The sequence below is a fragment of the Jeongeupia chitinilytica genome, assembly GCF_014652315.1.
In the GTDB taxonomy this organism is placed as follows: domain Bacteria; phylum Pseudomonadota; class Gammaproteobacteria; order Burkholderiales; family Chitinibacteraceae; genus Jeongeupia; species Jeongeupia chitinilytica.
On sequence record NZ_BMYO01000013.1, the window covers coordinates 1 to 26,929 of the forward strand.

Genomic DNA, 26,929 nt, shown 5'->3' on the forward strand with positions numbered 1-26,929 from the left:
GCCATGCATCGCACTGCCAATCCGCGTCGTTCACTTCACGCCATGCTCGGATGGCTCGCACTCGGCTCGCGACAGTCCGAGGTTCAGCAGGTTCTGGAGCAGGCGGTCGATGCCGTGGTGAGCATTGATGGCGAGAATCGCATCACCTTCTACAACGCAGCAGCCGAACGCCTTTGGGGCTATCGTCGGGATGAAGTGATGGGCCGTAACGTCAAGATGCTGGTACCTCGGTCGATCGAGTCGAAACATGACGAGTTCGTCGAGCACAACCGCCGCACCGGGGAAGACCGGATCGTGGGGACCAGCAGAGAGGTCATGCTTGAACGCAAGGACGGCACAGCCTGCTGGGCCAGCCTGTCGTTGTCCCGGGTCCGCACCGGCAACCGCGCTGGCTATACGGCCTTCGTACGCGACATCACCGCCGAGCATGAGAGCCGCGAAATCATCACGCAGACACTGGAACAAACCATCGATGCAGTCGTCACCATCGATACGCAGAATGTGGTCACGTTTTTCAACAGCGCGGCCGAACGCCTGTGGGGCTACGAGCGAAGTGAAGTCGTTGGCCAGAACGTGAAAATGCTGGTGCCACGCGGCATTCAGCCCGCCCATGACGGTTTGGTGAATGCCAATCGAACGACCGGCCAGGACAAGATCGTCGGCACCAGCCGCGAGGTGGAGATCGAGCGCAAAGATGGCGGCAAGGTCTGGGGAAGTCTGTCGCTCTCGAAGGTCGTACTGGGTGACAAGGTCATCTACACCGCCTTCGTGAAAGACATTACCCGCGAGCGCGAAGCGCGTGAGGNCACGTTCTTCAACGCTGCGGCCGAGAAGCTCTGGAACTTGAAGCGTGACGAGGTCATCGGCAGGAACGTCAAGATGCTGGTACCGCAGGGCATCCAGGGGGAGCACGACCGCTTGGTGAACACGAACCGGGCAACCGGACGCGACCATATCGTCGGCACCAGCCGGGAGGTCTGCATCGAGCGACAGGATGGTTCAACGGTCTGGGGCAGCCTGTCGCTGTCGCGGATCAAGCTGGGTGACCGGATCAGCTACACCGCCTTCGTCAAGGACATCACCCGCGAGCGCGAAGCACGTGAAATGATGAATCAGTCACTCGAGCAGGCGCTCGACGCCGTCGTGACGATCGACGAACACAACAACGTCACCTCGTTCAACGCTGCAGCCGAAAAACTCTGGGGTTACGGCCGGGCCGAGGTCATCGGCCAGAACGTCAAGAAGCTCGTCCCGGCGGCCATCCAGGATCGGCATGACAGCCTGGTCAATGCAAACCGCACGACGGGACAGGACAAAATTGTCGGTACCAGTCGCGAAGTCGAGATCGAGCGCAAGGACGGCAGCAAGGTCTGGGGGCAGCTCTCGCTTTCCAAGGTCCGTCTGGAAGGTAGGATCGCCTATACAGCCTTCGTCAAGGACGTGAACGGCATCCACCAGGCCCGCACCACAACCGACACCGCCATGGCCGCCCTGCTCGCTTCCAGCGAGCAGATCGGTGCCATCGTCACCGTCATTGATGGCATTGCCTCGCAAACCAACCTGCTCTCGCTCAATGCTGCAATCGAAGCGGCGCGTGCTGGTGAGGCCGGCCGGGGCTTCGCAGTCGTTGCCGACGAAGTACGGAACCTGGCAACCCGCTCTGCCGAATCCGCGCACGAAATCGGCAGCCTGGTGGATCAAACCAAATCACGTATCAGCGAGCTGGCCAGTTCGTTGGAACGACTGGGCACCGGGGCTAAGTAGGCGCGCGCAGATTCGGGACGGCGGTGCTTCAACTCTGCAGCTTGAGCGAACACACTCAGGTGACCCGATTTTCTGCAGCACTGAAGTGTGGCCCCAAACTTCTCTCGACTGTTGCTCCAGCGGTTCTCCCGGCAGCGAAGCAAGCCGTCCTCTCGACGCTGGCTGGCTACCAGAATCTGTCAGTTTCGAAAGTCGAGAAGGTCATCGGCATCGTTCAAGGCGAGCGCCACTACTAGGTCATCGTCAAATACACGATTGACATCACTCCGACACCCGTTCAGCCGACGCCTCACTCCAGTAGCGGGCTGCGCGGCTGAAAGAGCCACCAACATCCTCAACCCCGCAAAAGCGGGTGCAGTCTGATTGCCCCTAGGAATGGGCGCTATTTTTGACTCAAGGATTAAATCGACCTCCCTGAACGGCGAAATCGCTTTCCTTCAAATTTTTCAAACATTGGTACGGTTTAGCGCTTCTAAAACTGGACAAATCCAAGAGGGCATCAATCCGACAAAATATCTCAACAAGCAAGGTATAAAGATAGAGATAGCATTGATTTATTTGTTTAAACTGACACATGGACAAGCTTTGCACAAAGGAGATGAACCCGTGCGCCACACCCAAGAGCGAGAGTTACTACGTCACAAACTGACTGATAGTGGCTTGTTGCAAAGGTCTAAGCAGATGACTTGCACACTCTTTGTATTGGCGACCGGGCTCGGCTTGAGTGCTCCCTCCGTATCCGCTGCCGGCCTCCTGTTCTATGAAACCGGCGGACCTGAAATCGGTCTGGCCGGTGCCGGCCAAGCGGCCCGCGCACAGGATGCCACGACCATTCTCGGCAACCCTGCGGGCATGACGCATCTGGCCGGCGACCAGATCAGCGTCGGCACACAGCTGCTGCTTGGCAACAGCGAGTACTCGATGTCCGACGACGCACTGCTCGATGGCAACAACCCGGGTAATGTGCTTTCGCCATTGCCGTCGGCCAGCGTGTTCTACAGCCACTCTATCGACGACCGGCTCAAGGTCGGTATCGGCGCCTACGGCAATTTCGGCCTCGCCGCGCATTACGGCGACTGGGCGGGCTCAGGCTTCGTCAAGGACGCCGGGATCATCGCGTTCAATGTCCAGCCGACGGTGGCGTACCGCGTCAACGAACAATGGTCGGTGGGCGCCGGCATGGGCATCAGTTACGGCTACTTTGCACTGAACCGTGATGCAGCCGGTGGCGAGCAGAAGGAAAAGGACTACGACTGGGCGGCGAACGCGCATCTGGGCATGCTGTACGACCTCGACGCACGTACGCGCTTCGGCCTTACCTATACAAGCGAGACCAGGTACGACTTTGCCATCGACCCGCAGTTGTCGTTCAACCACTCGATCGGCTCGGCGAACATCAACCGGTCATGGTCCTTGCCGTTGGCCGCGATGGTGAACTCGCCGCAACAGGTCATGTTCAGCGGCTATCACGAGCTGAACGACCAGTGGGCGGTGATGGGCAACCTCGGCTGGCAGGACTGGTCGCGTTTCGGCGACAGCACCATCGAAGCCGCGGGCAACGAGGTCAGCAGCGGCAACAAGCTGCAGGACACCTGGCACGCGGCCGTGGGCGTCCAGTACCGGCCGAATGAAAAATGGCGTTTCGACAGCGGCATCGCATATGACTCGTCGATCTACGCCAGCCAGTCCGATACCTCGCTGACGATCCCGACCGGTGCGGAATGGCGCTTTGGCGTCGGTGCGCAATACAAGCTCGACGCCCAGTCCAGCGTCGGCGCCGCGTTCGAATACCTGCGCATGCAGGGCAGCACGGTGCAGAACCCGCTGTTCAACGGCGAATTCGATACCGGCCATCTCTACTTCCTCTCCGTCAACTACGCACACAGCTTCAACTGAGTCCGGCTCTGCTTCGATGCAAGCTCGCTTAACCCGAAGCACCGTCGTCATGTGTTGACGGCAATTCGGGGGCCCTTCACCAGCAATCCGCCGACCATTGCCAGTGTTCAATACCCGGCATTCGTGGATGGCTAGGTTTCTTCGCACCACCTCGAAACAAAAGCCGAATGGTAAATACCAGTTCAAGGCATATTCCCTAGCTGATTTCCTCAAGAAAACCATCCACCAACCTTGCCTTGTTTCGCATTCCACACACCAGCTTCATCCTCAAAAACAGCAATTTCTTATATTGTTGCTTTTTGCAACTATTTAACAGTTTCTCATGTCTGCCACATGTTAAGGTATTTCAAATTTCGTCATAACTGGCGCAATAGGCAATATCCGGAGGAGATGCCATCCACTCGTGCTGAACGCGGTCCAACCGCCCGGGCGCGACACGCAAAGGAGCCCCCTATGAAACGTCCCCTTTCCACCTTGATGTTCGCCCTGATAACCGCATCGATGGTCGTGCCGCAACTGGCTCAGGCGCGTAACGGTCGGGCCAACGCGAATCGCGTGGACCACAATCATGTGCGCAGCACCAATGTCAGCCACAACCGCGACATCAATCGCAACCGCAACGTGAACCACAACATCAACGTCAACCAGAACGTTCACGTCGATGTCGATAACCATCACAACGGCTGGTACGGTGACGACGATTACCATCCGATCGCGACCGCCGCGGGCGTGACGGCTGCCGTTGGCCTGACTGCTGCCGTGATCGGCTCGATCACCCGCACCTTGCCACCCAACTGCGCGCCATATCCCTACTCGGGGATCACCTACCAGCAATGCGGCAACACCTATTACCAGCCGCAGTACTCGGGCACCAACGTCCAGTATGTGGTCGTGAACCCGCCGCACTAAGCACCGCCGCAGGCCAAGGCGAACCCACCGCCTCCTGCGCCATTCAATCGATTTGACGCACACCCCGCCGAGGTACGACCGGGCCGCGCAAGTGCCGGATTGCTCCCGATGTCTTTGCGCAGCCCGACCATTCCTTTTCAACTTGATTACGTCGATATGCAGTAACGCCGACAGCGTTTGTCATGCGACGGTGATATATATAACAAAACCGATATCCTTAAAGCTCGGAGATTCCATGTTCGATCCCAAAAAGCTGGGCAAGCTGTTCTCGCGACAACTGCTTGACGTGCTGATTCAGGCGGCACTCATCATTTCCATGGTGGTGGTCTGCTACCGCATCTTCTCGCCCTTCCTGACGCTGATGCTCTGGGCGATGATCATGGCGGTCACGCTGTATCCGCTGCACCGGAAACTCGCCCCCAAACTGGGTGAAGGCCGGGCCTCGACGGCCATCGTGATCGGCGGTTTCGCGCTGATCATCGTTCCGGTGGCGCTGCTCGCCAGCTCGCTGGCTGATTCGGTCACCGGTGTCGTGCATGCCGTGCAGAACAACGCGCTGCACCTGCCGTTGCCGCCGGAGCGGATCGCAACCTGGCCGCTGGTGGGCGAAAAGATCTACTCGGTGTGGCACATGGCCGCGACAGACCTGCCGGGACTGATCCACTCGATGCAACCGAAGATCGGGGATCTATCGAAGTCGGCACTGGGCTTTGTGGCCGGTATCGGTGGCGATATCCTCAAGTTCGTTTTTGCGCTGATCATTGCCGGCGTGATGATGGCCTACGGCGAGGCGGGCGCGCAGAGCATGGCCGCCATCGGCCGCCGGCTGGCCGGTGCCGAACACGGCGACGGCATGGTCGTGCTGTCGACCAATACGATCCGCGCCGTTGCGCAGGGCGTGATCGGCGTGGCGCTGATCCAGGCCCTGATCATCGGCCTCGTGCTGATGGTGGCGCAGGTGCCGTTCGCCGGTGCGCTGGCCGTCGTCGTACTGATCCTGGGCATCGCGCAGCTGCCGGTGCTGCTGATCTCGCTGCCGGTGATTGCCTACATCTGGATGAGCGGCGACTACGGCACCGTGATGGCGGTGGTGTATTCGATCCTGCTGGTGATCGGCGGCATGGCCGACAACGTGCTCAAGCCGATCCTGCTGGGCCGCGGTGTCGATGCGCCGATGCCGGTCGTGCTGCTGGGTGCGCTCGGCGGCATGGTCGCTGCCAGCATTCTGGGGATGTTCGTCGGCGCGGTGCTGCTGTCGCTGGGCTACATCATCTTCATGCGCTGGGTTGCGCTGCAGGAGCCGGCCGAGGGCGAATCCGCCGAGGTGGCTGAGTGACCATGAGACCGGGGGCCCAAAATGGCGCCCCCTCTGTAAGCTCAACAACCGCCAACCGTCCACCATTCATAAAGTGAATGAATTCGACGGAAAACCGGGCCTGCGCCGCCTCCAGTTTCTTTGACTCCTTGTGGACCAAGCCTTCGGCGACCGTGCCATCCGAATAACCAAAGTAAATAGTTGAGGTAAAACCGAAAGTGGCAGAAGGAAGCGTCAACCAAGGTTTACTTTGAAGCCGACATCCAATCATCTGGTGGAACGACTAAAACGGGAACCAACAAGGCAATCATTTCATTCAACATGTGACGTTCAGTTTTTATAGGCGCCCCTTCATTAAAACTTCACCAGCCCAAAAAACATACACAGTAAGAGAGGAGAGCAGGAACAATCAAAACATATCTGATCAACTCTGAATATCTATGGCGTAATGGCGAAATAAACTGCAAACTAACTTGGCATGCCCTGAGTTATGAAAAAGTTTCCAACCTTCAGTGCCCCACACTCCCTCCAATAGCAAAGGAAGCCACATGAAACTAAAAACGATGTTGACGCAGCTGGTGTTCGCCGGCGTTGCCAGCAGTCTGCTGGCACCGGCCTTTGCCGCCAATGACCTGCGCAAGGACGCTGCGCCGGCGACCAAGGCCGCCAACGACGCGCTGCTGAAGTCACTGCCATTCTCCGACACCTCGGACTTCAAGAACGCGCACAAGGGCTTCATCGCCGCGCTGCCGGCCGACGTCATCAAGGGCGAAGCGGGCAACCTGATCTGGGATCCCAACAAGTACGGCTTCATCAAGGAAGGCGAGAAGGCCCCGGCCACTGTCAACCCAAGCCTGTGGCGCCAGTCCCAGCTGATCGGCATGAGCGGCCTGTTCCAGGTCACCGACGGCATCTACCAGATCCGCAACCTCGACCTGTCGAACATGACCATCATCGAGGGCAAGGAAGGCGTGACCGTGGTCGACCCGCTGGTTTCGGAAGAAACCGCCCGCATCGGCATGGAGCTGTACTTCAAGAACCGTGGCAAGAAGCCGGTCAAGGCCGTGATCTACACCCACAGCCACGTCGACCACTACGGCGGCGTGCGCGGCGTGGTCAGCGAGGCAGACGTCAAGGCCGGCAAGACCAAGGTCTACGCACCGGAAGGCTTTATGGAAGCCGCCGTGGCCGAGAACATCATGGCCGGCAACGTCATGAGCCGCCGCGCCAGCTACATGTACGGCAACGTGCTGCCACCGGACGCGAAGGGCCAGGTCGGTGCCGGTCTGGGTACGACCACTTCGGCCGGTACCGTAACGCTGATTCCGCCGACCGACTACATCACCAAGACCGGCGAGAAAGTCGTCATCGACGGCCTGACCTACGAGTTCCTGATGGCGCCGCATTCGGAAGCGCCGGCAGAAATGATGTGGTACATCCAGGAGAAGAAGGCGATCGCCGCCGCCGAGGATGTCAGCCACACGCTGCACAACACCTACTCACTGCGTGGAGCCAAGATCCGCGAACCGCTGCCGTGGTCGAAGTACATCAACCAGATGGTGACGATGTGGGGCGACAAGGCCGAAGTGATGTTCGGTCAGCACCACTGGCCGACCTGGGGCAACAAGGACGTCAACACCCTGCTGAAGTCGCAGCGTGACCTGTACCGCTACATCAACGACCAGACGCTGCGTCTGGCCAACCAGGGCTACACCCGCGACGAAATCGCCGAGAAGTTCAAGCTGCCGGACAGCCTGGACAAGGTCTGGGCAAACCGTGGCTATTACGGTTCGATCAGCCACAACGTCAAGGCCACCTACGTGCTGTATCTGGGCTGGTTCGACGGCAACCCGGCCACGCTGAACGAGCTGCCGCCGGTCGAAGCCGGCAAGAAGTACGTTGAGTTCATGGGCGGTGCCGATGCGGTGCTGAAGAACGCGAAGAAAGCCTACGACAAGGGCGAGTACCGCTGGGTTGCCCAGGTGGTCAAGCATGTCGTGTTCGCCGATCCGAACAACAAGGCCGCGCGCAACCTCGAAGCCGATGCACTCGAGCAGCTGGGTTACCAGGCCGAGTCGGGTCCGTGGCGCAACTTCTATCTGAGCGGTGCCAAGGAACTGCGTGAAGGCGTGAACAAGGTGGCCACGCCGAACACGGCCAGCCCGGACACCATCAAGGCGATGACGCTGGACATGTTCTTCGACTATCTGGGTGTTCGCCTGAACAGCGAAAAGGCCGGCAACGCCAGGATCGCGCTGAACTTCAACTTCACCGATACGAAGGAGAAGTACGAGCTCGAACTGGAAAACGGTGTGCTGAACAACACCGCCAACACCCAGTCCGACAAGCCGGATGCAACGATCCAGCTGACCCGTGATGCGTTGAACAAGATCATGCTCAAGGAAATTACGCTCGAGCAGGCGATCACGGCAGGCGACGTCAAGATCGACGGTAACGGCAAGAAGCTGGGCGAGCTGATGAGCTACCTCGACAGCTTCGAGTTCTGGTTCAACATCGTCACGCCTTAATCAGGCATGCGCGGCGCCCCGGCGCCACGTACTTGATGACGACGACAGGCAGGTGCGGCTTCATGCCGCACCTGCTACCCCCTCGCTGAGGCGAAGGGACGAGCAAAGCTCGAATACATACGGATACCGGTTCGGCGCGCTTGACGCAGATGTGCAAGGGCGACGAATCCATCGGGGGCACCGGCTGCGCGAATGACGCGCTGCCGGGGGCGCCCGCAGGCCGAAGGCCGAACCCGCGTAGCACGCGGGATTGTTGATCGTGGTTCGGGCCTTGCCCGGCCGCTTTGCGCACAGTCGCATGCTGCCGCCGGCGCATCGACTTGGAGGCCGTGTCCCGCACTGGCCGATCGCGACAGGAAGCCCATGACATTCACCAAGCACACACTGGCCGCGCTGCTTTGCGCGACCCTGATCTCTGGCCAGACCATGGCCTGCGGCTACGACATGCTGTTCGACAACCCGTTTACCGAGGGTTATCCCGGGGCGTTCGACATCGCCCTGAGCACGCGTCAGGCGATCGTGGAGGGCCAGCTTCAGGCGCTGCAGCCGCTGGCCGGCACCGCCGGTCTGGCGCGCGCCAGCGGCTGGCTCAACCAGGTGCGCACGCAGCTGGAAAGCAGCGGCATGAAGACGAAGTTCGCGGTCTATCTGGTCGACAGCCGGCTGTGGACCCGTTTCGACGGCTCGGGCGCCGGCGTGCTGATGCAGTCGCACCAGACGCCGCAACCCGGCGACTCGGTATTGCTGCTGAGCGAGGCCACGCTGTCGGCGCTGCTGTCACAGCAGATGACCTTCGCCCAAGCGCGTGATGCGAAGCTGGTGTCCTTCACCGGCAAGTCCAGCGAAACGGTCGATCTGGCGTTCAACGGCAGCCTGTTCTGATTCCGGCAAAAAGTAGCGCATGTGAACGCTTACGCCACTGATTGCCGTTGATGCTGCCATTCGCATTGGCGGATGGTTCGGCTCCCTCGCAGTGCGCTGGCACTGCACTGGCACTGCGCATTCCTGGTAGGAGATGAAAATGGTCCGCAAGATCCTGTGTGTGCTGCTGCTCGTGTTCAGCACGGGCGCATTCGCCGCAACACAACTGAAGTGGAACGACCTGCAACCCGACGACCCGGCCTTGCGCGCCAAGGTTGCGGCAATGAGCAGCGACCAGCGCAGCCGGCTGGTGCGCGCGGTACAGCAGCGCAAGCTGCAGCTGAGCATGAAAGAGCAGGGCACCAAGCCCGACGCGCTGGGCGAGTGGGAGCGCAAGCTGCTGAAGGAAGACCTGAGCGATCTTGCACCGATGGTCGATCAGCTCAACGCCTTCGAGAAACGCCGCATCACCGATCTCAAGCCGTCGCTGAACCAGCAGGACGTACAGATCGACGGCTACCTGCTGCCGCTGACGCAGAGCGACCGCAAGGTCACCGAGTTCCTGCTGGTCCCCATCGTCGGCGCCTGCATCCACGTCCCGCCGCCGCCGCCGAACCAGATGATCGTCGTGCGCTATCCGCAGGGCTATGAACAGGGCGAGCTGTTCGCGCCGGTGACGATCAGGGGCAAGCTCAAGGTCGGCCACAGCAAGAGCAACCTGTCACTGGTCGACGGCGCAGCGATGGTCGAATCGGGCTACCAGATGTCGGCCGACGCCGTCACGGCCTACAAGAAATAGCATTTCCGCAAGCAAAGGAGCAGGACCCATGAAGAAGTGGATCGTACTGCTGGCGCTGACCAGCGCTGCAGCGTGGGCACACGATGACGAACATCACGAACACGGTCCGCACCAGCACGGTGTGGCGACGCTGGATGTCGCGTTCGACAAGGGCGAACTGGCGCTGGACTTCGCCAGCCCGGCCGACAACGTGCTCGGTTTCGAGCACGCGCCCAAGACCGATGCCGAGCGCAAGAAAATCGACCAGATGACCAAAACGCTGTCGCTCGCGACCAATCTGTTCGTGCCCGAGGCCGCTGCCGGCTGCAAGACCAGCCCGGTCAAGGTGGCCGCGCCGGACTGGAGCACCGGTGCCCATGTCGACATCGATGCCGACTACAGCTTCAAGTGCCAGCGTGCGCCGGCCAGCATCGCGCTGCCGCTGTGGAAGCAGTATCCGAACATCCGCGAACTGGTCGTGAACATCGCCACCGACAAGGGCCAGCGCCAGCTCAGGCTCAAGCCGGGCCAAACGCTGAACCTGCGCTGATCCGATGCTGATCGAGCTGCGCGACCTCCATTTCAAGTGGCCGGGCAATCCGCGGGATACCTTGTGCATCCCGCAGTTTTCCCTGTCTGCCGAAGAAAAACTGTTCCTGCACGGCCCCAGCGGCAGCGGCAAGAGCACCTTGCTGGCGCTGCTGGCCGGCATCCAGAGCCCCGACTCGGGGCAACTGACCGTGCTGGGCCAGGATCTGGCGAAACTGAGTGCACCGCAGCGCGATCACTTCCGCGCCAACCATCTGGGCTACGTGTTCCAGCAGTTCAATCTGCTGCCGTATCTGTCGGTGCGGCAGAACGTGCTGCTGGGCTGCCAGTTCTCGCGGCTGCGCCGCCAGCGGGCCACCGGACTGGCCGGCTCGCCGGAAAAGCAGGCGCTGGCCTTGCTCGCGCAACTCGAGCTGGGCGATCTGGCCGATCGTCCGGCCCGCGCGCTGTCGGTCGGGCAGCAGCAGCGGGTCGCCGTGGCCCGGGCACTGATCGGTGCGCCGGAGCTGCTGATCGCCGACGAGCCGACGTCGGCGCTGGACGAAGCCCGCCGTGATGCCTTCGTCTCGCTGCTGTTCGCGTGTGCCGAGCAACAGCGCACGGCGGTGGTGCTGGTCAGCCATGATCCGCGGCTGGCCGAGGGCTTCGATCGCAGCCTGAACCTTTCCGAACTGAACACAGCAAGCCAGGTCGACCATGTTTGAAATTGCCTTACGCAGTCTGCGCAGCCGCCGGCTGACCGTGGTGCTGACCATCGCCACCATCGCGCTGGCCACGCTGATGCTGCTGGGCGTCGACCGGGTCCGCAACGAAACGCGCACCAGCTTCGCCAACACCGTCAGCGGCACCGACCTGATCGTCGGCGCGCGTACCGGTTCGATCCAGCTGCTGCTGTACAGCGTGTTCCGGGTCGGCAACGCGACCAACAACATCGACTGGCACAGCTACCAGAAGCTGGCGGCCGATCCGCGCGTGGCCTGGACCATTCCGGTCTCGCTGGGCGACAGCCACCACGGCTATCCGGTGCTCGGTACCAACCACGATTACTTCCGCTATCTGCGTTACGGCGACAACCAGCCACTGAAAATGCAGAGCGGCCACGAGTTCAGCCATCTGCACGACGTCGTGCTCGGCGCCAACATCGCCCGCCGGCTGCATTACCAGCTCGGGCAGAAACTGGTGCTGACCCACGGCAGCGGCGACGGCGCGCTCACCGAACATGCCGATCAGCCTTTCACCGTCACCGGCATCCTTGCGCCGACCGGCACCCCGGTCGACGACACGCTGCACATCTCGCTCGATGGCCTGACCGCGATCCACCAGGGCTGGGAGTCGGGCAGTGCCTCGCTGCTGGCGACCACCGGCGCGCTCTCGGCCGACGAGGACCGCGCGGTGCCGCCGCCGGACAGCATCACCGCGTTCTACGTCGGGCTGAAATCGCGCACCGGGCTGTTCGGCGTCCAGCGCGCCATCAACCAGTTCCGTGGCGAACCGCTGATGGCCATCCTGCCCGGTGTTGCGCTGTCCGAGCTGTGGCAGCTGCTCAAGGTGGCCGAACAGGCGCTGCAGGTGCTGTCGTGGTTCGTGCTGCTGGTGGGCCTGCTGGGGATGATGACCGCGCTGCTGGTGGGACTGAACGAGCGCCGCCGCGAAATGGCGATCCTGCGTTCGGTCGGCGCCCGGCCGTGGCAGCTGTTCGCGCTGGTGGTCGGCGAAACGGCCTGCCTGCTGGTCGGCGGCATCGCCATCGGCTGCGCGCTGCTGCAGGGCGCGCTGGCCGTTGCCGGGCCGCTGCTGCGTGACCACATGACGCTGCTGATCACGCCGGGCTGGCCGACCGCCAGCGAATGGCTGCTGATGGGCTGCACCTTGCTGGCGGGGCTGGTGGTCAGCTTCGTTCCGGCATGGCGCGCGTACCGGCTGTCCTTGAGCGACGGTTTGCACGTGGCGGCGTGATCGCCCGGTTGTACGTTCATGAAAAAAGCGCCCGGGTGGGCGCTTTTAGTTAGACGTTGTACAGGTATGAACTGGACTTCAAAGTTGTTCTACTCGAAACAGTGGGAACACTACTGTCGGTGGTCAGTAGTGACGCAATTATGCGCGGTTCATAAACTGCGCCACAAAGGCATCAAGGATCATGAAAATCTGTGCCACTGGCAGCAGAGGAAACTGTTTGTTTGATGCACCAACAAGCATTTTTGCGAACAAATGCCTGCAATAACACCAAAATAACCACAGCAACGACGCGGGTTCCAGCCTCACCCACTTCCTTACAGGTTATTGCAAATCGCACTTAGACCCATGATTTAAAAAAAGAACACACGAGACTCAAAATCCCCCGCAGCAATGCGTGTCGGTTCGAGTCCGACCCTGGGCACCAGTCATCCTTCCCAGGGCTTCCTGGGAAGTCCGGAGAACCCCCGAAAAGCCTAGCTTCCGGGGGTTTTTTGCGTCCAAGGGAAGCCAGCCAAGTCCGTTCACCTCCAGCATCGTCAGGCATACGTTTAGGAATACGCTGATTCGATTTGAAAATCGTATACCTATGGCACGCGCCACCAAGCCCCTGCCCGATGCCGATTGCCGCAACGCCAAGCCACGCGACAAGTATTTTTCCCCGTTCGATGGGGATGGCCCTTGTCTGCTTGTAAAGGCTTGACGCCCTTTCAGTTTTTCGAGGTGTTGCACGCATATGCGCTGAAGCAACCGAAAAACCCGCTGATTTGCTCATTTCCTGCTCCGAGCATCCTCAGCCGAATCGACAAAAACGTACGCGCGTTGCGCTGCCGAACGATTGGCGCATCGCGACAAGGCTTTAATCCCCATTAAGCGGGGCCGCGGCCATTGCTGTCGTTGCCGCTCCGCGCGGCACCCACTTCCATTGAAACCCGCACCGCCTTCGGCCTCGCGCCTCCGTCACAAATCCCACCCCCGGAAATCCGAACCGCGTCCATCCCTCTCAAAAGGGAGGCATCCACGATTCGACTTGCTGTGCCCTGCTCAGCGCAAGCACTTCGCCTGCAGATTGTCGAATCTGCAGCGGATGGTCAGTTCGCACCGGCTTCAGGCATTTAATCAACAAAAAAAAAGTATCAATAACAACAAAGTTTCGCATTATTGAAACTAAAACTTTACATGAAGGTGGCATAGTGTAAGTTTTATAACTTAGCTGCAAAAGCAAATTGCAAGCACCTGTGATCCAGAAGTCAAGCATCTGAGGGACTGTCGACGCATGCCCGAATCACCGCTCTTGCTGTTGCAGCAGAACCCGGCCATCGCCTTGTTCCTTGCGTTGACGGCCGGCTACGCCTTTGGCCGGGTCCGTTTCGGGCCGATCCAGCTCGGTGGCGTCTGCGGCACGCTGCTTGCCGCGCTGCTGATCGGCAACTTCGTCGAAGTCCAGCCTGCGCCGGGCATCAAATCGCTGTTTTTCGCCCTCTTCATCTTCGCGCTCGGCTACGCCGGCGGGCCGCAATTCTTCGCCAACCTGAACGCAAAAGGCCTGCGCCTCGGGCTTTTGTGTGCCGTTGAAGTCGCGGCGGTACTGGCCCTGGTGATGGGTGCCACCTGGCTTTTCGGCCTCGATCAGGGCACCGCCGCGGGCCTGATGGCCGGCGCCGCCACCGAATCCGCCGTGGTCGGAACGGCCTCCGATGCCGTATCCAAACTGCCGCTGGCTCCGGACCTGATCCAGAAGCTGCAGGCCAATGTCGTGACGGCCTACTCGATCACCTATGTATTCGGCCTGATCGCGATCGTCATTGCCACCAGCCAGCTGTTTCCACTGCTGCTGAAGATCAACCTCAGGAAGGACGCCGACGCACTCTTGCAGCAGATGGGCGGACTGAACAATGACGACGATGACGCCGACCTGCAGGCCGCCCCCGAGGTAGTCGGACGCATTTACCGGATCGATGCCGCGGCCGGGAAGCGGGTGGCCGACATCGAGGCCGGCGTCGACGGCAAGGCCAGCATCGAACGAGTCCGGCGCCACGGCAAACTGATCGATGCGACACCGGAACTGGTCCTGCAGCGGGGAGACGCCGTCCTGCTCACCGGCCAGCGCGACAGCGTTCTGGCCTGCAGCCCCTTGCTGGGCCCCGAAGTCGCGCACGTCGCCGGGCTCGATTTCGCGGTGGAGATCGAAGACATCGTCTTCAACCGCCGCGATCTGGCGAACCGGGCACTGGGCGAGCTGCGCCGCGAGTTCCGCCGGACCGGAATCAGCGACGGCGTCCACCTGCTGGAAATACGCCGGCTGGGCGAGCCGCTGCCGCTGCTGCCCGACCTGCGCCTTCAGCCCGGCGACGTCGTCCGCCTGCAGGGCTCGCCGCGCGACATCGCCAAGGTCAGTGCGCACATCGGCCAGCGCATCGACAAGTCCGACGAAACCGACTTTACCTACGCCGGGCTGGGCATCGTGCTCGGGATTCTCGTGGGCGCGCTCGGCGTAAAGGTCGGCGGCGTCAATTTCTCGCTCGGGACCGGTGGCGGCGCGCTGCTGAGCGGCCTGCTGTTCGGCTGGTTTCAGGCGCTGCGCCCTGGCGTCGGGCACATTCCGGCTTCCGCAATCGAACTGATGAAAGACCTCGGCCTGGCGATGTTCATCGCCTGCGTCGGGCTGTCCTCCGGGCCGCAGGCCATGGCGCTGGTCAAGAGTTACGGCATCGCGCTGCCGATCACCGGCGTGCTGATCGCGCTGGTGCCGGCGACGCTGTCACTGCTGCTCGGGCGTTTCATCCTGAAGCTCGACAGCCCGGTGCTGCTCGGCGCGATTGCCGGGCAGCAGTGCAGCACGCCGGCATTGAGCGCCGTCGTCAACGCAGCCGGCAACACGACGCCGCTGCTCGGCTACACGATCACCTATGCCATTTCCAACATCGTGCTGCCGCTGATGGGGCCGCTGATCATTTTTCTGGCAGGTCAGATCGTCGTTCACTGACCTGCTTGTCCTGCAGTAAACCAACTAAAAAGAGGTGCGCACCGTGGATTGGTTACACGAAATCTTCAAGCGATCACCAGAGATAGCGTTGTTCCTCTCTCTGGCGCTCGGTTACCGGATCGGCAAGATCAATTTCGGCAAGTTCCAGCTGGGTGGTGTCGCCGGCTCGCTGCTGGTCGCGGTCGTGGTCAGCCAGGTCGGTGTGTCGATCGACCCGGGCGTCAAATCGGTGCTGTTCGCGCTCTTCATCTACGCGGTCGGTTACGAAAGCGGACCGCAGTTCTTCAACTCGCTCGGCAAGCAGTCGATCCGCGAAATCATTCTCGCCATCGTCCTCTCCGCCACCGGGCTGCTGACCGTGGTCGTGCTGGCCAAGCTGACCGGGCTGGACAAGGGTCTCGCCGCCGGTATCGCCGCCGGTGGCCTGACGCAGTCGGCCATCATCGGCACGGCCGGTGACGCGCTGGCCAAGCTCGGCCTGCCGGCCGAGGAGCTCAAGCAGCTGCAGGCCAACGTCGCCATCGGCTATGCGGTGACTTATGTGTTCGGTTCGTTCGGCGCCATCATCGTCTGCGTCAACATCCTGCCGAAGTTCATGGGCCGCAGCATCCGTGACGACGCCATCGCGGCCGAAAGCGCGATGCAGTCCGGCGTACAGGTGCTCGGACCGGGGCAGCTCGCCGCAGTGCCGCAACTGGTCGGCCGGGTGTACCGCGTCGAAAAGGCCGCCGGACGGACCGTGGGCGAGATCGAGCAATCGTCGACGCCGCCGACCACGATCGAACGCGTCAAACGCGGCGGGCAGATCATCGCCGCTTCGGCCGAGTTCGTGCTGTCGCAGGACGACATCGTGTTGCTGGTCGGCCGCCGCACCGCCGTGCTCGAACAGTCCGCTGTGATCGGTTCCGAGGTTCACGGTGAAACCGGCATGGATCTGGCGATGCAGCGCATCGACATCGTGATCACCAGCAAGCGGCTGCAGAACAAGTCGCTTGGCCAGATCGCCGCAGAAGCCTCGCCCGAGATACGACACGGTGTCTATGCGGTCGGCCTGTCCCGGATGGGCAAGCCGCTGCCGATGGCACCGGAAACCATCGTCCAGACCGGCGACGTGCTGACCGTATATGGCGCGGAAAAGGACGTGAGCCGCGTGGCCGGCGTGGTCGGCTACACCGTGATCCATACCGAAAAGACCGACTTCGTCTACATGGGCGCCGGTCTGGTGGTCGGCCTGCTGATCGGCCTGCTGGTCGTCAAGATCGGCTCGATTCCGCTCACCTTGGGCAGCGGCGGCGGCGCGCTGCTCTCGGGTCTGCTGTTCGGCTGGTACCGCGCCAAGAAGCAGACCTTCGGCGCCATGCCCGGCGGTGCGGTGCAGATCCTGAAAGACCTCGGTCTTGCCGGCTTTGTCGTCGTCGTTGGCCTGTCGTCGGGCCTGCAGGCGGTGGAAACCGTGCGCGAACACGGCTTCACGATCTTCCTCGTCGGCGTCGCCGTCACCATCATCCCTCTGCTGCTGACGATGCTGTTCGGCCGCTACGTGCTGCGCTACGACAACGTCGCAGTATTTGCCGGCGCCTTGTCGGGGTCGCGCAGCGCCAACCCGGCCTTCGGCGAAATCCTCGACAAGGCCGAGAACTCGATTCCCACCGTTCCTTTTGCGATCACCTATGCCCTGGCCAACGTGCTGCTCACGTTGCTCGGTCCGCTGGTCATCGCCTTCATGTAATCCCCGCCGGTCCAAGCACGAACCAACAAGGAGTACACCATGAGTTTCACCAACATCGACGACTTCTCCGGCCTCAGCCCGTTCGAGCTGAAGGACGTGCTGATCAAGGCGGCCCGCCAGAGCGACAAGCTGATGCTCAACGCCGGCCGCGGCAATCCGAACTTCCTCGCGACGGTGCCGCGGCACGGTTTCTTCCAGTTCGGCCTGTTTGCGATGACCGAATCGGAGCGTTCCTTCGTCTACATGCCCGAAGGCGTCGGCGGCTTCCCGCAGCGCGACGGGATCGAGGCACGCTTCGAGATCTTCACCAAGGCCCACGCCGGCGTACCGGGGATCGCCTTCATCGAATCCGCCGTCTCGTATGTCCGCGACCAGCTCGGGCTGTCGGCCGGCGATTTCATTTATGAAATGTGCGAAGCCATCCTCGGCTGCAACTACCCGGTGCCGGACCGGATGCTGGTACTGAGCGAAAAGATCGTTGCACAGTACATTCACCGCGAAATGATCGGCACCTACCCGTTCAAGGGCCATTTCGACATGTATGCGGTCGAAGGCGGCACGGCGGCGATGACCTACCTGTTCAACAGCCTGCGCGAAAACCACCTGATCGAAAAAGGCGACACGATCGCGCTGGGCATGCCGATCTTCACGCCGTACATCGAAATTCCCGAGCTGAATGATTACCAGCTCAACGTCGTGCATATCGATGCGCCGCCGGAAAACAACTGGCAGTTCACGACCAAGGAGCTCGACAAGCTGCTCGACCCGAAGGTCAAGGCCTTCTTCCTCGTCAACCCGAGCAACCCGCCGTCGACGAAGATCAGCGACGAAGTGCTGGAATACATCGCCGGCATCGTCAAGAAGCGCCCGGACCTGATCATCCTGACCGACGACGTCTACGGCACCTTCGCCGACAACTTTGTCTCGCTGTTCGCGATCTGCCCGTACAACACCATCCTGGTCTACTCGTACTCGAAGTACTTCGGCGCCACCGGCTGGCGTCTGGGCGTGGTCGCGACGCACGAGGACAACGTGCTCGACGCTTCCATCGCCAGGCTGCCGGAAGCCAAGAAGAAGCAGCTGGACGAACGCTACGGTTCGATCACCACCGAACCGCGCCAGCTGAAGTTCATTGATCGCCTGGTTGCCGACAGCCGTACCGTCGCACTCAACCACACGGCAGGCCTTTCGACGCCGGTACAGGCGCAAATGGCGCTGTTTTCGCTGTTCGCGCTGATGGACGAGCCGGAGGCGTACAAGAACGCCATGAAGCGCATCGTCCGCCGCCGAAAGGTTGCGCTGTACCGCGAGCTGGGCCTGCCGGTGCCGCATGATCCGAACAACATCGACTACTACCACCTGCTCGACTGGGAAACGATCCTGACCCAGCTGTACGACAAGGACTTCGCCGACTGGCTATTCGATTCGCTCAAGCCGAACGAGGGCTTGCTGCGACTGGCGGAGGAGACCGGCATCGTCCTGCTGCCGGGCAAGGGCTTCGGCACCACCAACCCGTCGGGCCGCGTCTCGCTCGCCAACCTGAACGAGTCGGACTACGCCCGGATCGGTGCGGCAATCCGCAAGATCGCGGCCGAAGCCCATGCCGTCTACGAAGCCGCTGGTGGCAAGAAGGCGCCGAAAGCCGGCGCGGCGAAGAAGTCGAAAAAATAAGCCGTACTGGCTTGATCCGTGGTTCAGGCATTCACATGCCTGAGCCACGGCTGGACTGGCATTTGGGCAAGGATTGCACGTCCGCTCCGCTGTAATTGCACGGTTTCATTCAACCGGCTCCGTCATCGGGAACGCCGCCTCCGGCGGCGTGGACCGCCTGAAACCGTTCGCGCATGGCCGTCAACGTATGACATTGACGACGGCTGAAAGACTTCCGTTCGATGGCCGGGTCAGGCCGAATCCGCATGAAGCGCGGAAACGAGCCTGGCCAATCGCCGGTCTCGCGTTTCCGCTGACCCGGCTTCCTCGAGATGGCGCACGTGCTTCTGCCGTAGCCCGAAGGGCAGTTTCTCGAACGCGCGACGTATCGATGAATCGGCGTCCAGCGCGCTCTTCAAATCCGGTGGCTCCGGCACTTCCCTTGGCAAGTCGTCCAGTTCGATGGCGACTTCAACGTTCTCGCCCTCGGCGATCCGGGCTGCAGCCCGGTTTCCGGCGCTGATGCCGATCATGCACAAGCCCCGCATCCGCGCGACCCGGGTTCGCCAGGTGTGGCCGTTGATCGTGACCGCGACGGCAGGCCTTGCACCTCCGCCAAGTGCAGTCACCGCGTCCTCCGGAAGCGCGATTGCGGTGGCATTGCCGGAGGGTATGACCCGCGCTTCAAATTTCATCGTTGCCTCCGCCAGTCCTCGTTCGCCCCGACACCTTCATTCGGCCGGGTCGCAAAGTGGCCCCGGCATGAATGAATCGTCAGCCCGATTTCGACCACACCGGATTCAGCGCGGTGACTTGCGGCGGGCCAAGCAGAAGCGGCTCGACGTCTTTCAGGTAGGCGGCATAGTTGTCGGTCTTCAAGAACGCCTGCGAAGCCTCGGCGCTTGCATATTGCTGGAAGGCGCAGATTGAATCCGGATCCGCGTTGTCAAAGCAGTAAAAATACGCGAGATGCCCCGGATTGGCTGCAACGGCGGGCGCCATGTGCTTTTCCCAAACGTGCCAAACCTCATCCCGTTTCCCTGGCTGGGTCTTGTGCTTGATGATGAGGGCAAAAGTGGTCATTGGAACTCCGCATGTAGTGACGCTGAATCGAGGGTTTGACGTTTGTCATAGCAGACTAGTGCCTCCGGCGCCGGCTGACCGAGAAGCCGGAGCGTCGCTGCACCTGGCCACCGCTTTTCCCCGCACGAAGCGGGAAGCGGGAAGCCCCCGCCCGAAAAGGCTGGCTTCCGGAAGGGGGCCGTCCCGGCAGGATGCCAGCGCTCCTGTGGCCCGGGATGCGGGGGCGGATGGCGAATATGGCGGATCGCGCCGCCATATCCGCCGAACCGCTTACTGACCGAGGTTGGTCAGGAAGCGGTTGGTGAACGCCAGATTGGCGCCGCCGTTGGTGCCGGCAATGTCACGGTCGAACGACCAGTGATGCACGCCGGCCAGACCGTTCTGCTTCACGAACGCCGACACGACATCTGCATCGGCCAGGGTGAAGTTTTCACCACCGACATCGTTCGCGGCGATCATCGGCGTCAGCTCGATCTGGCTGTACGGCAGCTTGTAGTAGTTGTGCAGGTCCATCGCCGCCTGGATGGCCGACTGGCCCATCTGGCACTGACCGCCGCTGACCACGCAGATGCCGTTGGACGGCGGGTTGCCGTAGTCCATCGTCATCAGGTTGATCGTGTAGTTGGTCAGGCCCTGGCTCTGGATCGCGCTCATCACGACCTTGCCGGTATCGCCGAGCGGATTCGGCGAGTTCGCGCCCATGTCGGTGGCGACGGAGGCGCCGGCCGGGCTGGTCGCCAGCGTTGCCAGCGTGAAGCTGAAGCGCAGCTGCGGGTAGGTCTTCTGCGCCACGATCACGCGTTTGACCAGCTCGACGATCTGCGCCTGGCTCTGGCCGGCTTCGATGTCGAAATCGATCCCGATCATGTTGGCCGAGTAATAGTTGCTGATGAACTTGGCAAAGCCCGCGTCGGTGCCGCAGGTGAACGCGCCGGCAGCACCACCGGTCGACACCACGTACTTCTTGCCGGCGTTGACGAACATCGGGATGTTGGTCGCGGCAAAGGTCGCCGGCACCATGCCGGCGAGGTTTTCACCGACCGGCGACGGCGAGGTCGAGCCGCACTCGCCGGTGACGAAGGCCCAGGTCAGCGTCGACAGGTTCGCCGGCATGGCGCTGGTCACATCGACGACGGTGCCGTTGGCATTGCGGCTGCGCATGCCGTCGGTATTCCAGTCGGTGTTCACGGTGACGTCCTTGTACGGACTGTCGATGAACTTCGGTGCCGTGCCGCTCGGCGTCGGAGCCGGAGCCGGAGCCGGAGCCGGAGCCGGTGTCGGTGTCGGTGTCGGTGTCGGTGTCGGTGTCGGGGTCGGGGTCGGGGTCGGGGTCGGCGTCGGCGTCGGCGTCGGGGTCGGGGTCGGCGTCGGCGTCGGCGTCGGCGTCGGCGTCGGCGTCGGCGTCGGGCTCACCGGGCCGCAGACACCCAGATCGTTCCACGGCTTGCCGTCACCGGTGCTGCTCGACGGCACGTCGCCCTGCGTCCACCACTTGGCCGAATAGGTGTGGCCGTTGTAGCTGACGGTAGCGCCGCCGTTGTAGGCCGTGCCGGCCGCCCAGGCGGCGGCAGTGCAGCCTGCCGAAGGTGTCGGCGCAGGCGTCGGTGCCGGTGTGGGGACCGGGGTCGGAACAGGGGTCGGTGCGGGCGTAGGAGCCGGCGTCGGTGCGGGGGTCGGGGTCGGGGTCGGGCTCGGCGTGCCGGTGCTGGCACCGATCAGCTTCCACAGCGTCGGGCTGGCGGCCGGATTCCAGTTCGTGCCGACGTAGGCGGTGTGGGTCACCAGCGCCTGATAATCATTGCCGTTGTACGACACATAGGTGCCGGCGGTGTAGGTCTGGCCTTCCTGCCAGACCGGATATGCGGCTGCGGCGTACGAGGCTGCGATGGCGGCAGGCAACACGGCCCAGGCCATCCTCTTGATGTGCATCATCTCGGAACATCTCCACTCAGGTTTTTTTGTGGCCAATCGCTGTCGGCGGCCTGCTGGCCATGCCGTCCGGACCGGATTCGAGAAGCCGTCCCGAATAGAGATTGACCTTCTTTGCGTTCGCACCATGAATCGGTGCCCCGCCATTAACCTGAAGCGGCTCATGTCGCGTCAACGACCGCTGGCAGGAGACAAACCGTGTCAACCAAATGCGCGGTGGGTTTACGCGCCGGCCGACTGGCCATGCCGCAGCCAAACCCGTTCAGCCGGCCGATCGTCGACGGCCAAGCCGCTTTCCGGCGCAACCGCGCGGTGGTCTGGTTGGCGACCGCAACCGGTTGTCGCTGACGGACGGCGGACTGAATTGCCGCTCCGCCACCATTTCCGCAACAGCATGCGGCAAGCCGGTTCAGGCCGGCTGCGCCTTCAGCGCCGCCTCCCAGAACGACGAAACCAGCAGGCTGTCGCGACGCTCCCGCAGGCAATAGACGAAGGTTTCGGTACAGACCGGATCGCCTTCGATGCGCACCGGACGGATCTGCGGATGGGCGATGAATTCGGCCTCCGACACGGTGCCCAGCCCCAGGCCGCGGATCACCGCTTCACGCAGCGCCTCGCGGCTGCCGATTTCCATGGCGATCTGCGGTTGCACCCCCTCTTCACGGAGCACCCGCTCGAGCGCATCGCGGGTCGTCGAACCGGCTTCGCGCAGCAGCAGCGGTTGCCGGTGCAGCTCGGCCAGCCGCACGCTCGCGCGCCTGGCAAACGGGTGGTCTACATGTGCAAACAGGATGAGCGGGTGGCGTGCATAGCGCATGTGCGCCCATCGATCATCGTCGTGCCGCCCCGCCAGCACGGCGACATCGGTGACGTAGTTGTCCAGATCGGCGAGGACCGCGGCGGAATTGCCGATCCGGATCGACACGTCGACGCCCGGATAAACCCGTCGGTAAGCGTCGACCATCTCGATGACGTGAAACGGGCCAACCGCGCCAAGCCGGAGCTGGCCGCGAACAAGCTGCCCCGAATCGTGCAACAGGTTGTAGGCCTCGGTCTCCAGCGCGGAAAGCTGTTGCGCCAGCGGCAGCAGCTGTTGCCCGACCGTGCTAAGCATCTGCGAGCGTCCCCGCCGCACGAACAACTCAACCCCATGCTGTCGCTCCAGCGCCTGGACCTGGGCGGTCAGCGTCGGCTGGCTCAGCCCCAGCGCACGCGCACCGGCGCTGAAACTGCCATGCCGTGCCACCGCAAGAAAGGCACGCAGTCGGGCGGTGCTCATTTATAGATTCTCTCTATGTTTTCGTATCGAAACACATGTTGAATCAAGCAGATGACTGTCACATGACGTCGATAAAGTCGCGGCACTTTCACCCTAACCGGAATTGCCATGAAGCGTCTGACCGTCGTACATCGTGCCGTCCTGACCGCCCTGCTGCCGCTCTTTGCTTGTGCCTCCGGCTTTGCCGCACCGGCCACGCTGAATGTCGGCCTGATCCCGTCCGAGGACGCTCAGGCGATGATCGAAAGCAGCAAGCAGGTGCTCGAACAACTGCAGCAGCAGACCGGCCTGACCATCAAACCCTTCGTCGCGACCGACTACAACGGCATCATCGAAGCGCTGCGCTCGAAGAAGCTCGACATCGCCTACCTCGGCCCGTTCTCGTACGTGCTGGCCAACCAGGTCGCCGGGGTCGAGGCGTTCTCGGTGGCCGTGACCAGGAAAACCGGCAAAAGCGCCTACAAGAGCCTGATCATCACCCGCAAGGACGCCGGCATCGACAGCGTGCCGCAACTCAAGGGCCACACCTTCGCCTTCGTCGATCCGAGTTCGGCCTCGGGCCACCTGTTCCCGAAGGCCGGGCTGCAGCAGGCCGGCTACGACACCGACAAGCTGTTCTCGCGGACGATCTTCTCGGGCTCGCACGACGCCAGCATCCTCGCCGTCGCCAACAAGAAGGTCGACGCCGCCGCAGTGGCCGACCGCATCTTCGCCTCGGCCATCGCCAAGGGCGTGGTGCAGCAGGACGACTTCAAGGTGGTCTGGACCTCGCGGCCGATTCCGGAATCGCCGATGGTGTGGCGCAAGGACCTCGATCCGGCGCTGAAGGACAAACTGAGCAAGGCCTTCGCCAACATCAAGGATCTGCCCTGGGGCGACCAGGGCATGCTCGACGGCTTCCAGACCACCAGCGACGGCGCGTACGACGTGGTGCGCGATACCGCCAAGGTGCTGAACCTCGATCTGCGGAAAATGAAATGATCCGCATCCGTCAGCTTCATAAGTCCTACGGCGCCAATCCGGTGCTGCGCGGCATCGACCTCGACGTGGCCGCCGGCGAGTTCCTCGTCGTGCTCGGCCAGTCGGGTGCCGGCAAGTCGACCATGCTGCGCTGCCTGAACCGGCTGGTCTGCGCCGACAGCGGCGAGCTGCACGTCGCCGGGCTCGACGCGACCCGTCCCGGACAGACCCGCGCCCTGCGTCGTCAGGTCGCGATGATCTTCCAGCATCACCATCTGGTGCCGCGGCTATCGGTGCTGAAGAACGTGCTGACCGGCCGTCTCGGCCATTTGCCGACCTGGAGTTCGGTGCTGCAGTTGTTCGGCCACGACGACATTGCGCTCGCGCAGTTGTGCTTGGAACACGTCGGCCTCGCCAACAAGGCGTCGGCCCGTGCCGATACGCTGTCGGGCGGGCAGATGCAGCGCGTCGGCATTGCCCGCGCGCTGGCGCAGTCGCCACGGGTAATCCTCGCCGATGAACCAGTGGCCAGCCTCGATCCGCAGAGTGCGCGCATGGTGCTGCAGTGCCTGCGCGACGCGACCCGCGCGCTCGGCATCACCGTGGTCTGCAACCTGCATCAGGTCGACTACGCCCGCGAGTTCGGTGACCGCATCGTCGGGCTGGCGCACGGCCGGCTTGTCTACGACAGCCGCAACGGTCCGCTGACCGACGCGGACCTGCAGCGCATTTACCCGAAAACGGATGCCACGGCGCCGGCCCCGCACGAGGACGCGCCGGCCCCGGTCTACGGCAGACTGCTGGAGGTCGCGCCATGAACCGCTATCAATGGCTGGTCTGGATGCCGCGCAGCAACGCCGGCTGGCTCGGCGTGTTCGCCGCCGTGCTGCTGGGCGGCTACGCGCTGCACTGGAGCGCGCAAGGGGCGCAGATGAGCTGGCAGGACCTGCTGGCCGGGCTGCCGCAGATTGCCGATTTCATCAGCCGGACCATTCCGCCCGATCTCGACGTGCTGTCACGGCTGGTCACGCCGGCACTGGAAACCATCCAGATCGCGCTGTGGGGCACGCTGCTGGCCGCGCTGATTGCGGCACCGCTGTCGCTGCTGGCCGCCGGCAACCTGCACATGCCGTGGCCGCTGCATCAGGGCGCGCGGCAGCTGTTCAACCTGATCCGCAGCGTGAACGAGCTGATTCTGGCGCTGATCTTCGTCTCGGCAGTCGGCCTCGGCCCCTTCCCCGGCGTGCTGGCGCTGGCGCTGCACGGCGTCGGCATGCTCGGCAAGTTCTTTGCCGAAAGCATCGAGGAAATCGACGCCGGTCCGATCGAGGCCTTGCAGGCCACCGGTGCGCGGCCGCTGCAGGTCATCGTGTTCGGCGTGCTGCCGCAGGTGCTGACGGCGTGGATCGCCGTGGTGCTGTACCGCTTCGAGGTCAACCTGCGTTCGGCCACGGTGCTGGGCATGGTCGGCGCCGGCGGGCTGGGCTTCGAGCTGCTGAGCAGCCTCAAGCTGTTCAAGTACCAGGAATCGGCGACCTGCATCATCGTGATCGCGGTGATGGTGATCGCGGCCGACCTGCTCTCTTCGCGGCTGCGCCGCCTCATCCAGCAAGGGGCACGGACATGAGCGGCCCCGGCATTTCGCAAGAAGGCAGCACAACGATGTGGCATTACCGGAATCCGGTCGACATCCATGCCGGGCGCGGCGCGCTGGCGCAACTGCCGGCACTGCTACAGGGCCGGCGTGCGCTGGTCATCACCTTTCCGGAAGCGGTCGCGCTGGGGCTCGACGCCCGCCTGCGCTCCCTGCTGGGTGATCAGCTGGCTGCGGTCGAAACCGGCGTGCAGCCGAATCCTGACGTCAGCTGGCTGGCGCCGATGTACGAGCGGCTGTGGCGCGATCACGCCGACGTCGACTGCATCATCGCCGTCGGCGGCGGCAGCGTGATCGACTGTGCCAAGGCCATGCTGGCGCCGACGCCGTCGGGCACGTTTGCCGAGCTGCTGGCCTTGCTGGCCGGTGCCACCGCCCCCGATGCCGGTCGGCCCAGATCGCTGATCGCCATCCCGACCACCGCCGGCACCGGCAGCGAAGTCACGCCGTGGGCGACGCTGTGGGATCAGGCCCGGGGTCGCAAGCATTCGCTGCACCAGCCGTGGTCGTGGCCCGAGGCCGCCATTGTCGATGCCGACCTGATGCTGAGCCTGCCGCGCGGCAGCACGCTGGCCAGCGGGCTGGATGCGCTGTCGCACGCGCTGGAGTCGCTGTGGAATGTCCACCGCAATCCGGTTTCGGCCAGCCTCGCCGTCAGCGCGGCGCGGGACATCATCACCACGCTGCCGCTGCTGCTGGCACGGCTGGACGACGTGGCGCTGCGCGAGCGGATGGCCGTGGCGGCACTGCAGGCCGGGCTGGCGTTCTCGAACACCAAGACGGCGCTGGCGCATTCGCTGTCGTACGACCTGACGCTGGAACACGGCGTCGTCCACGGCATTGCCTGCTCGTTCAGCCTGCCGCGCGTCATGGCGCTGGCCATGGGTGCCGACGACGCGCTGGATGCACTGCTGTTGCGCATCTTCGACGCCGACAGCACCGACGCCGCCATCGACCGGCTGACCCGCTTTCTCGAAGGACTCGGCGTCAGTACCGACCCGGGCAGCTACGGACTCGACGAGGCCGAATGGCCGCAGCGGGTCGACCAGGCGCTGCAAGGCCCGCGCGGCCGCAACTTCATCACCACCGGCGCGACGCGCTGAAAT

Annotated in this window: 21 protein-coding genes; 17 read left to right on the forward strand and 4 right to left on the reverse strand. The window is 62.8% G+C overall.

The genetic code is table 11. The features are described 5' to 3' along the window. The first annotated feature begins 42 nt into the window (after positions 1-42). The 13 genes from IE097_RS18735 to IE097_RS18795 all read left to right on the forward strand — a co-directional run bounded on the left by IE097_RS18735 (position 43) and on the right by IE097_RS18795 (position 18,939). Positions 43-1,764, forward strand: a complete 1,722-nt coding sequence (locus IE097_RS18735) for a PAS domain S-box protein (protein ID WP_189462457.1) — start codon at positions 43-45, stop codon at positions 1,762-1,764. A gap of 720 nt (positions 1,765-2,484) precedes the next feature. After that, positions 2,485-3,660, forward strand: a complete 1,176-nt coding sequence (locus tag IE097_RS18740) for an OmpP1/FadL family transporter (RefSeq protein ID WP_229797666.1) — start codon at positions 2,485-2,487, stop codon at positions 3,658-3,660. 453 nt (positions 3,661-4,113) lie between these two features. After that, on the forward strand, positions 4,114-4,569 hold the full coding sequence (locus IE097_RS18745) for a hypothetical protein (protein WP_189462422.1): 456 nt from the start codon (positions 4,114-4,116) through the stop codon (positions 4,567-4,569). 235 nt (positions 4,570-4,804) lie between these two features. Beyond that, a complete protein-coding gene (locus IE097_RS18750; protein ID WP_189462423.1) occupies positions 4,805-5,905 on the forward strand; it encodes an AI-2E family transporter in 1,101 nt (366 codons plus the stop codon). A 527-nt stretch (positions 5,906-6,432) separates the two neighbouring features. Next, positions 6,433-8,412 carry an alkyl/aryl-sulfatase gene (locus tag IE097_RS18755; RefSeq protein WP_189462424.1) on the forward strand — a complete coding sequence of 660 codons (1,980 nt, stop codon included), beginning with the start codon at positions 6,433-6,435 and terminating at the stop codon, positions 8,410-8,412. Between the two features lie 363 nt (positions 8,413-8,775). After that, positions 8,776-9,294 (forward strand): hypothetical protein, encoded by a 519-nt coding sequence (locus tag IE097_RS18760; protein ID WP_189462425.1) that lies wholly within the window; start codon positions 8,776-8,778, stop codon positions 9,292-9,294. Positions 9,295-9,433: 139 nt separating this feature from the next. Beyond that, the gene (locus IE097_RS18765; protein ID WP_189462426.1) at positions 9,434-10,072 is read left to right on the forward strand and encodes a DUF3299 domain-containing protein; all 639 of its coding nucleotides are present in this window, start codon (positions 9,434-9,436) and stop codon (positions 10,070-10,072) included. A 28-nt stretch (positions 10,073-10,100) separates the two neighbouring features. Further along, entirely contained in the window at positions 10,101-10,601 is a 501-nt protein-coding gene (locus IE097_RS18770) for a ZrgA family zinc uptake protein (protein ID WP_189462427.1), read from the forward strand. A gap of 4 nt (positions 10,602-10,605) precedes the next feature. Next, complete coding sequence (locus IE097_RS18775) at positions 10,606-11,304, forward strand: ABC transporter ATP-binding protein (protein ID WP_189462428.1); 699 nt, start codon at positions 10,606-10,608, stop codon at positions 11,302-11,304. After that, complete coding sequence (locus IE097_RS18780) at positions 11,297-12,556, forward strand: ABC transporter permease (RefSeq protein ID WP_189462429.1); 1,260 nt, start codon at positions 11,297-11,299, stop codon at positions 12,554-12,556. The genes IE097_RS18775 and IE097_RS18780 overlap by 8 nt, the downstream gene beginning before the upstream one ends. A gap of 1,273 nt (positions 12,557-13,829) precedes the next feature. Further along, positions 13,830-15,539 carry an aspartate-alanine antiporter gene (gene aspT / locus IE097_RS18785; protein ID WP_189462430.1) on the forward strand — a complete coding sequence of 570 codons (1,710 nt, stop codon included), beginning with the start codon at positions 13,830-13,832 and terminating at the stop codon, positions 15,537-15,539. A gap of 43 nt (positions 15,540-15,582) precedes the next feature. Then, positions 15,583-17,268, forward strand: coding sequence for an aspartate-alanine antiporter (aspT, locus tag IE097_RS18790; RefSeq protein WP_189462431.1), 1,686 nt, complete (start codon positions 15,583-15,585; stop codon positions 17,266-17,268). A 39-nt stretch (positions 17,269-17,307) separates the two neighbouring features. After that, positions 17,308-18,939 carry a bifunctional aspartate transaminase/aspartate 4-decarboxylase gene (locus IE097_RS18795; RefSeq protein ID WP_189462432.1) on the forward strand — a complete coding sequence of 544 codons (1,632 nt, stop codon included), beginning with the start codon at positions 17,308-17,310 and terminating at the stop codon, positions 18,937-18,939. Positions 18,940-19,169: 230 nt separating this feature from the next. On the opposite strand, the gene IE097_RS18800 is transcribed toward IE097_RS18795, so the two are convergent. The 4 genes from IE097_RS18800 to IE097_RS18815 form a co-directional block, all read right to left on the reverse strand. After that, positions 19,170-19,613 (reverse strand): YdeI/OmpD-associated family protein, encoded by a 444-nt coding sequence (locus IE097_RS18800; RefSeq protein WP_189462433.1) that lies wholly within the window; start codon positions 19,611-19,613, stop codon positions 19,170-19,172. Positions 19,614-19,692: 79 nt separating this feature from the next. Then, the gene (locus IE097_RS18805) at positions 19,693-20,001 is read right to left on the reverse strand and encodes a putative quinol monooxygenase (protein WP_189462434.1); all 309 of its coding nucleotides are present in this window, start codon (positions 19,999-20,001) and stop codon (positions 19,693-19,695) included. 270 nt (positions 20,002-20,271) lie between these two features. Further along, positions 20,272-21,930 carry a carbohydrate-binding protein gene (locus IE097_RS18810; protein ID WP_444542879.1) on the reverse strand — a complete coding sequence of 553 codons (1,659 nt, stop codon included), beginning with the start codon at positions 21,928-21,930 and terminating at the stop codon, positions 20,272-20,274. A 409-nt stretch (positions 21,931-22,339) separates the two neighbouring features. Then, the gene (locus IE097_RS18815; protein WP_189462436.1) at positions 22,340-23,209 is read right to left on the reverse strand and encodes a LysR substrate-binding domain-containing protein; all 870 of its coding nucleotides are present in this window, start codon (positions 23,207-23,209) and stop codon (positions 22,340-22,342) included. A 108-nt stretch (positions 23,210-23,317) separates the two neighbouring features. Between IE097_RS18815 and phnD the strand changes: the two genes are divergently transcribed. From phnD to psrA, 4 genes are read left to right on the forward strand one after another with little or no spacing between them, the layout of a single operon-like run. Beyond that, a complete protein-coding gene (gene phnD / locus IE097_RS18820) occupies positions 23,318-24,190 on the forward strand; it encodes a phosphonate ABC transporter substrate-binding protein (protein WP_189462437.1) in 873 nt (290 codons plus the stop codon). Next, a complete protein-coding gene (phnC, locus tag IE097_RS18825) occupies positions 24,187-24,987 on the forward strand; it encodes a phosphonate ABC transporter ATP-binding protein (RefSeq protein WP_189462438.1) in 801 nt (266 codons plus the stop codon). Before phnD ends, phnC begins: the two co-directional genes overlap by 4 nt. Continuing rightward, positions 24,984-25,796, forward strand: a complete 813-nt coding sequence (phnE, locus tag IE097_RS18830; RefSeq protein WP_189462439.1) for a phosphonate ABC transporter, permease protein PhnE — start codon at positions 24,984-24,986, stop codon at positions 25,794-25,796. The genes phnC and phnE overlap by 4 nt, the downstream gene beginning before the upstream one ends. Further along, positions 25,793-26,926 carry an iron-containing alcohol dehydrogenase PsrA gene (gene psrA / locus IE097_RS18835; protein ID WP_229797668.1) on the forward strand — a complete coding sequence of 378 codons (1,134 nt, stop codon included), beginning with the start codon at positions 25,793-25,795 and terminating at the stop codon, positions 26,924-26,926. Before phnE ends, psrA begins: the two co-directional genes overlap by 4 nt. The last annotated feature ends 3 nt before the right edge of the window (positions 26,927-26,929 follow it).

Bases quoted from the DNA above. Each gene is read 5' to 3' on its own strand.
- IE097_RS18800 (WP_189462433.1), bottom strand. From the start codon at position 19,613: ATGAAATTTGAAGCGCGGGTCATACCCTCCGGCAATGCCACCGCAATC.
- phnD (WP_189462437.1), top strand. From the start codon at position 23,318: ATGAAGCGTCTGACCGTCGTACATCGTGCCGTCCTGACCGCCCTGCTG.
- IE097_RS18750 (WP_189462423.1), top strand. From the start codon at position 4,805: ATGTTCGATCCCAAAAAGCTGGGCAAGCTGTTCTCGCGACAACTGCTT.
- IE097_RS18765 (WP_189462426.1), top strand. From the start codon at position 9,434: ATGGTCCGCAAGATCCTGTGTGTGCTGCTGCTCGTGTTCAGCACGGGC.
- IE097_RS18755 (WP_189462424.1), top strand. From the start codon at position 6,433: ATGAAACTAAAAACGATGTTGACGCAGCTGGTGTTCGCCGGCGTTGCC.
- IE097_RS18780 (WP_189462429.1), top strand. From the start codon at position 11,297: ATGTTTGAAATTGCCTTACGCAGTCTGCGCAGCCGCCGGCTGACCGTG.
- phnE (WP_189462439.1), top strand. From the start codon at position 24,984: ATGAACCGCTATCAATGGCTGGTCTGGATGCCGCGCAGCAACGCCGGC.
- phnC (WP_189462438.1), top strand. From the start codon at position 24,187: ATGATCCGCATCCGTCAGCTTCATAAGTCCTACGGCGCCAATCCGGTG.
- psrA (WP_229797668.1), top strand. From the start codon at position 25,793: ATGAGCGGCCCCGGCATTTCGCAAGAAGGCAGCACAACGATGTGGCAT.
- IE097_RS18775 (WP_189462428.1), top strand. From the start codon at position 10,606: ATGCTGATCGAGCTGCGCGACCTCCATTTCAAGTGGCCGGGCAATCCG.
- aspT (WP_189462430.1), top strand. From the start codon at position 13,830: ATGCCCGAATCACCGCTCTTGCTGTTGCAGCAGAACCCGGCCATCGCC.
- IE097_RS18745 (WP_189462422.1), top strand. From the start codon at position 4,114: ATGAAACGTCCCCTTTCCACCTTGATGTTCGCCCTGATAACCGCATCG.
- IE097_RS18805 (WP_189462434.1), bottom strand. From the start codon at position 20,001: ATGACCACTTTTGCCCTCATCATCAAGCACAAGACCCAGCCAGGGAAA.
- IE097_RS18810 (WP_444542879.1), bottom strand. From the start codon at position 21,930: ATGCACATCAAGAGGATGGCCTGGGCCGTGTTGCCTGCCGCCATCGCA.
- IE097_RS18770 (WP_189462427.1), top strand. From the start codon at position 10,101: ATGAAGAAGTGGATCGTACTGCTGGCGCTGACCAGCGCTGCAGCGTGG.
- IE097_RS18815 (WP_189462436.1), bottom strand. From the start codon at position 23,209: ATGAGCACCGCCCGACTGCGTGCCTTTCTTGCGGTGGCACGGCATGGC.
- IE097_RS18760 (WP_189462425.1), top strand. From the start codon at position 8,776: ATGACATTCACCAAGCACACACTGGCCGCGCTGCTTTGCGCGACCCTG.
- IE097_RS18795 (WP_189462432.1), top strand. From the start codon at position 17,308: ATGAGTTTCACCAACATCGACGACTTCTCCGGCCTCAGCCCGTTCGAG.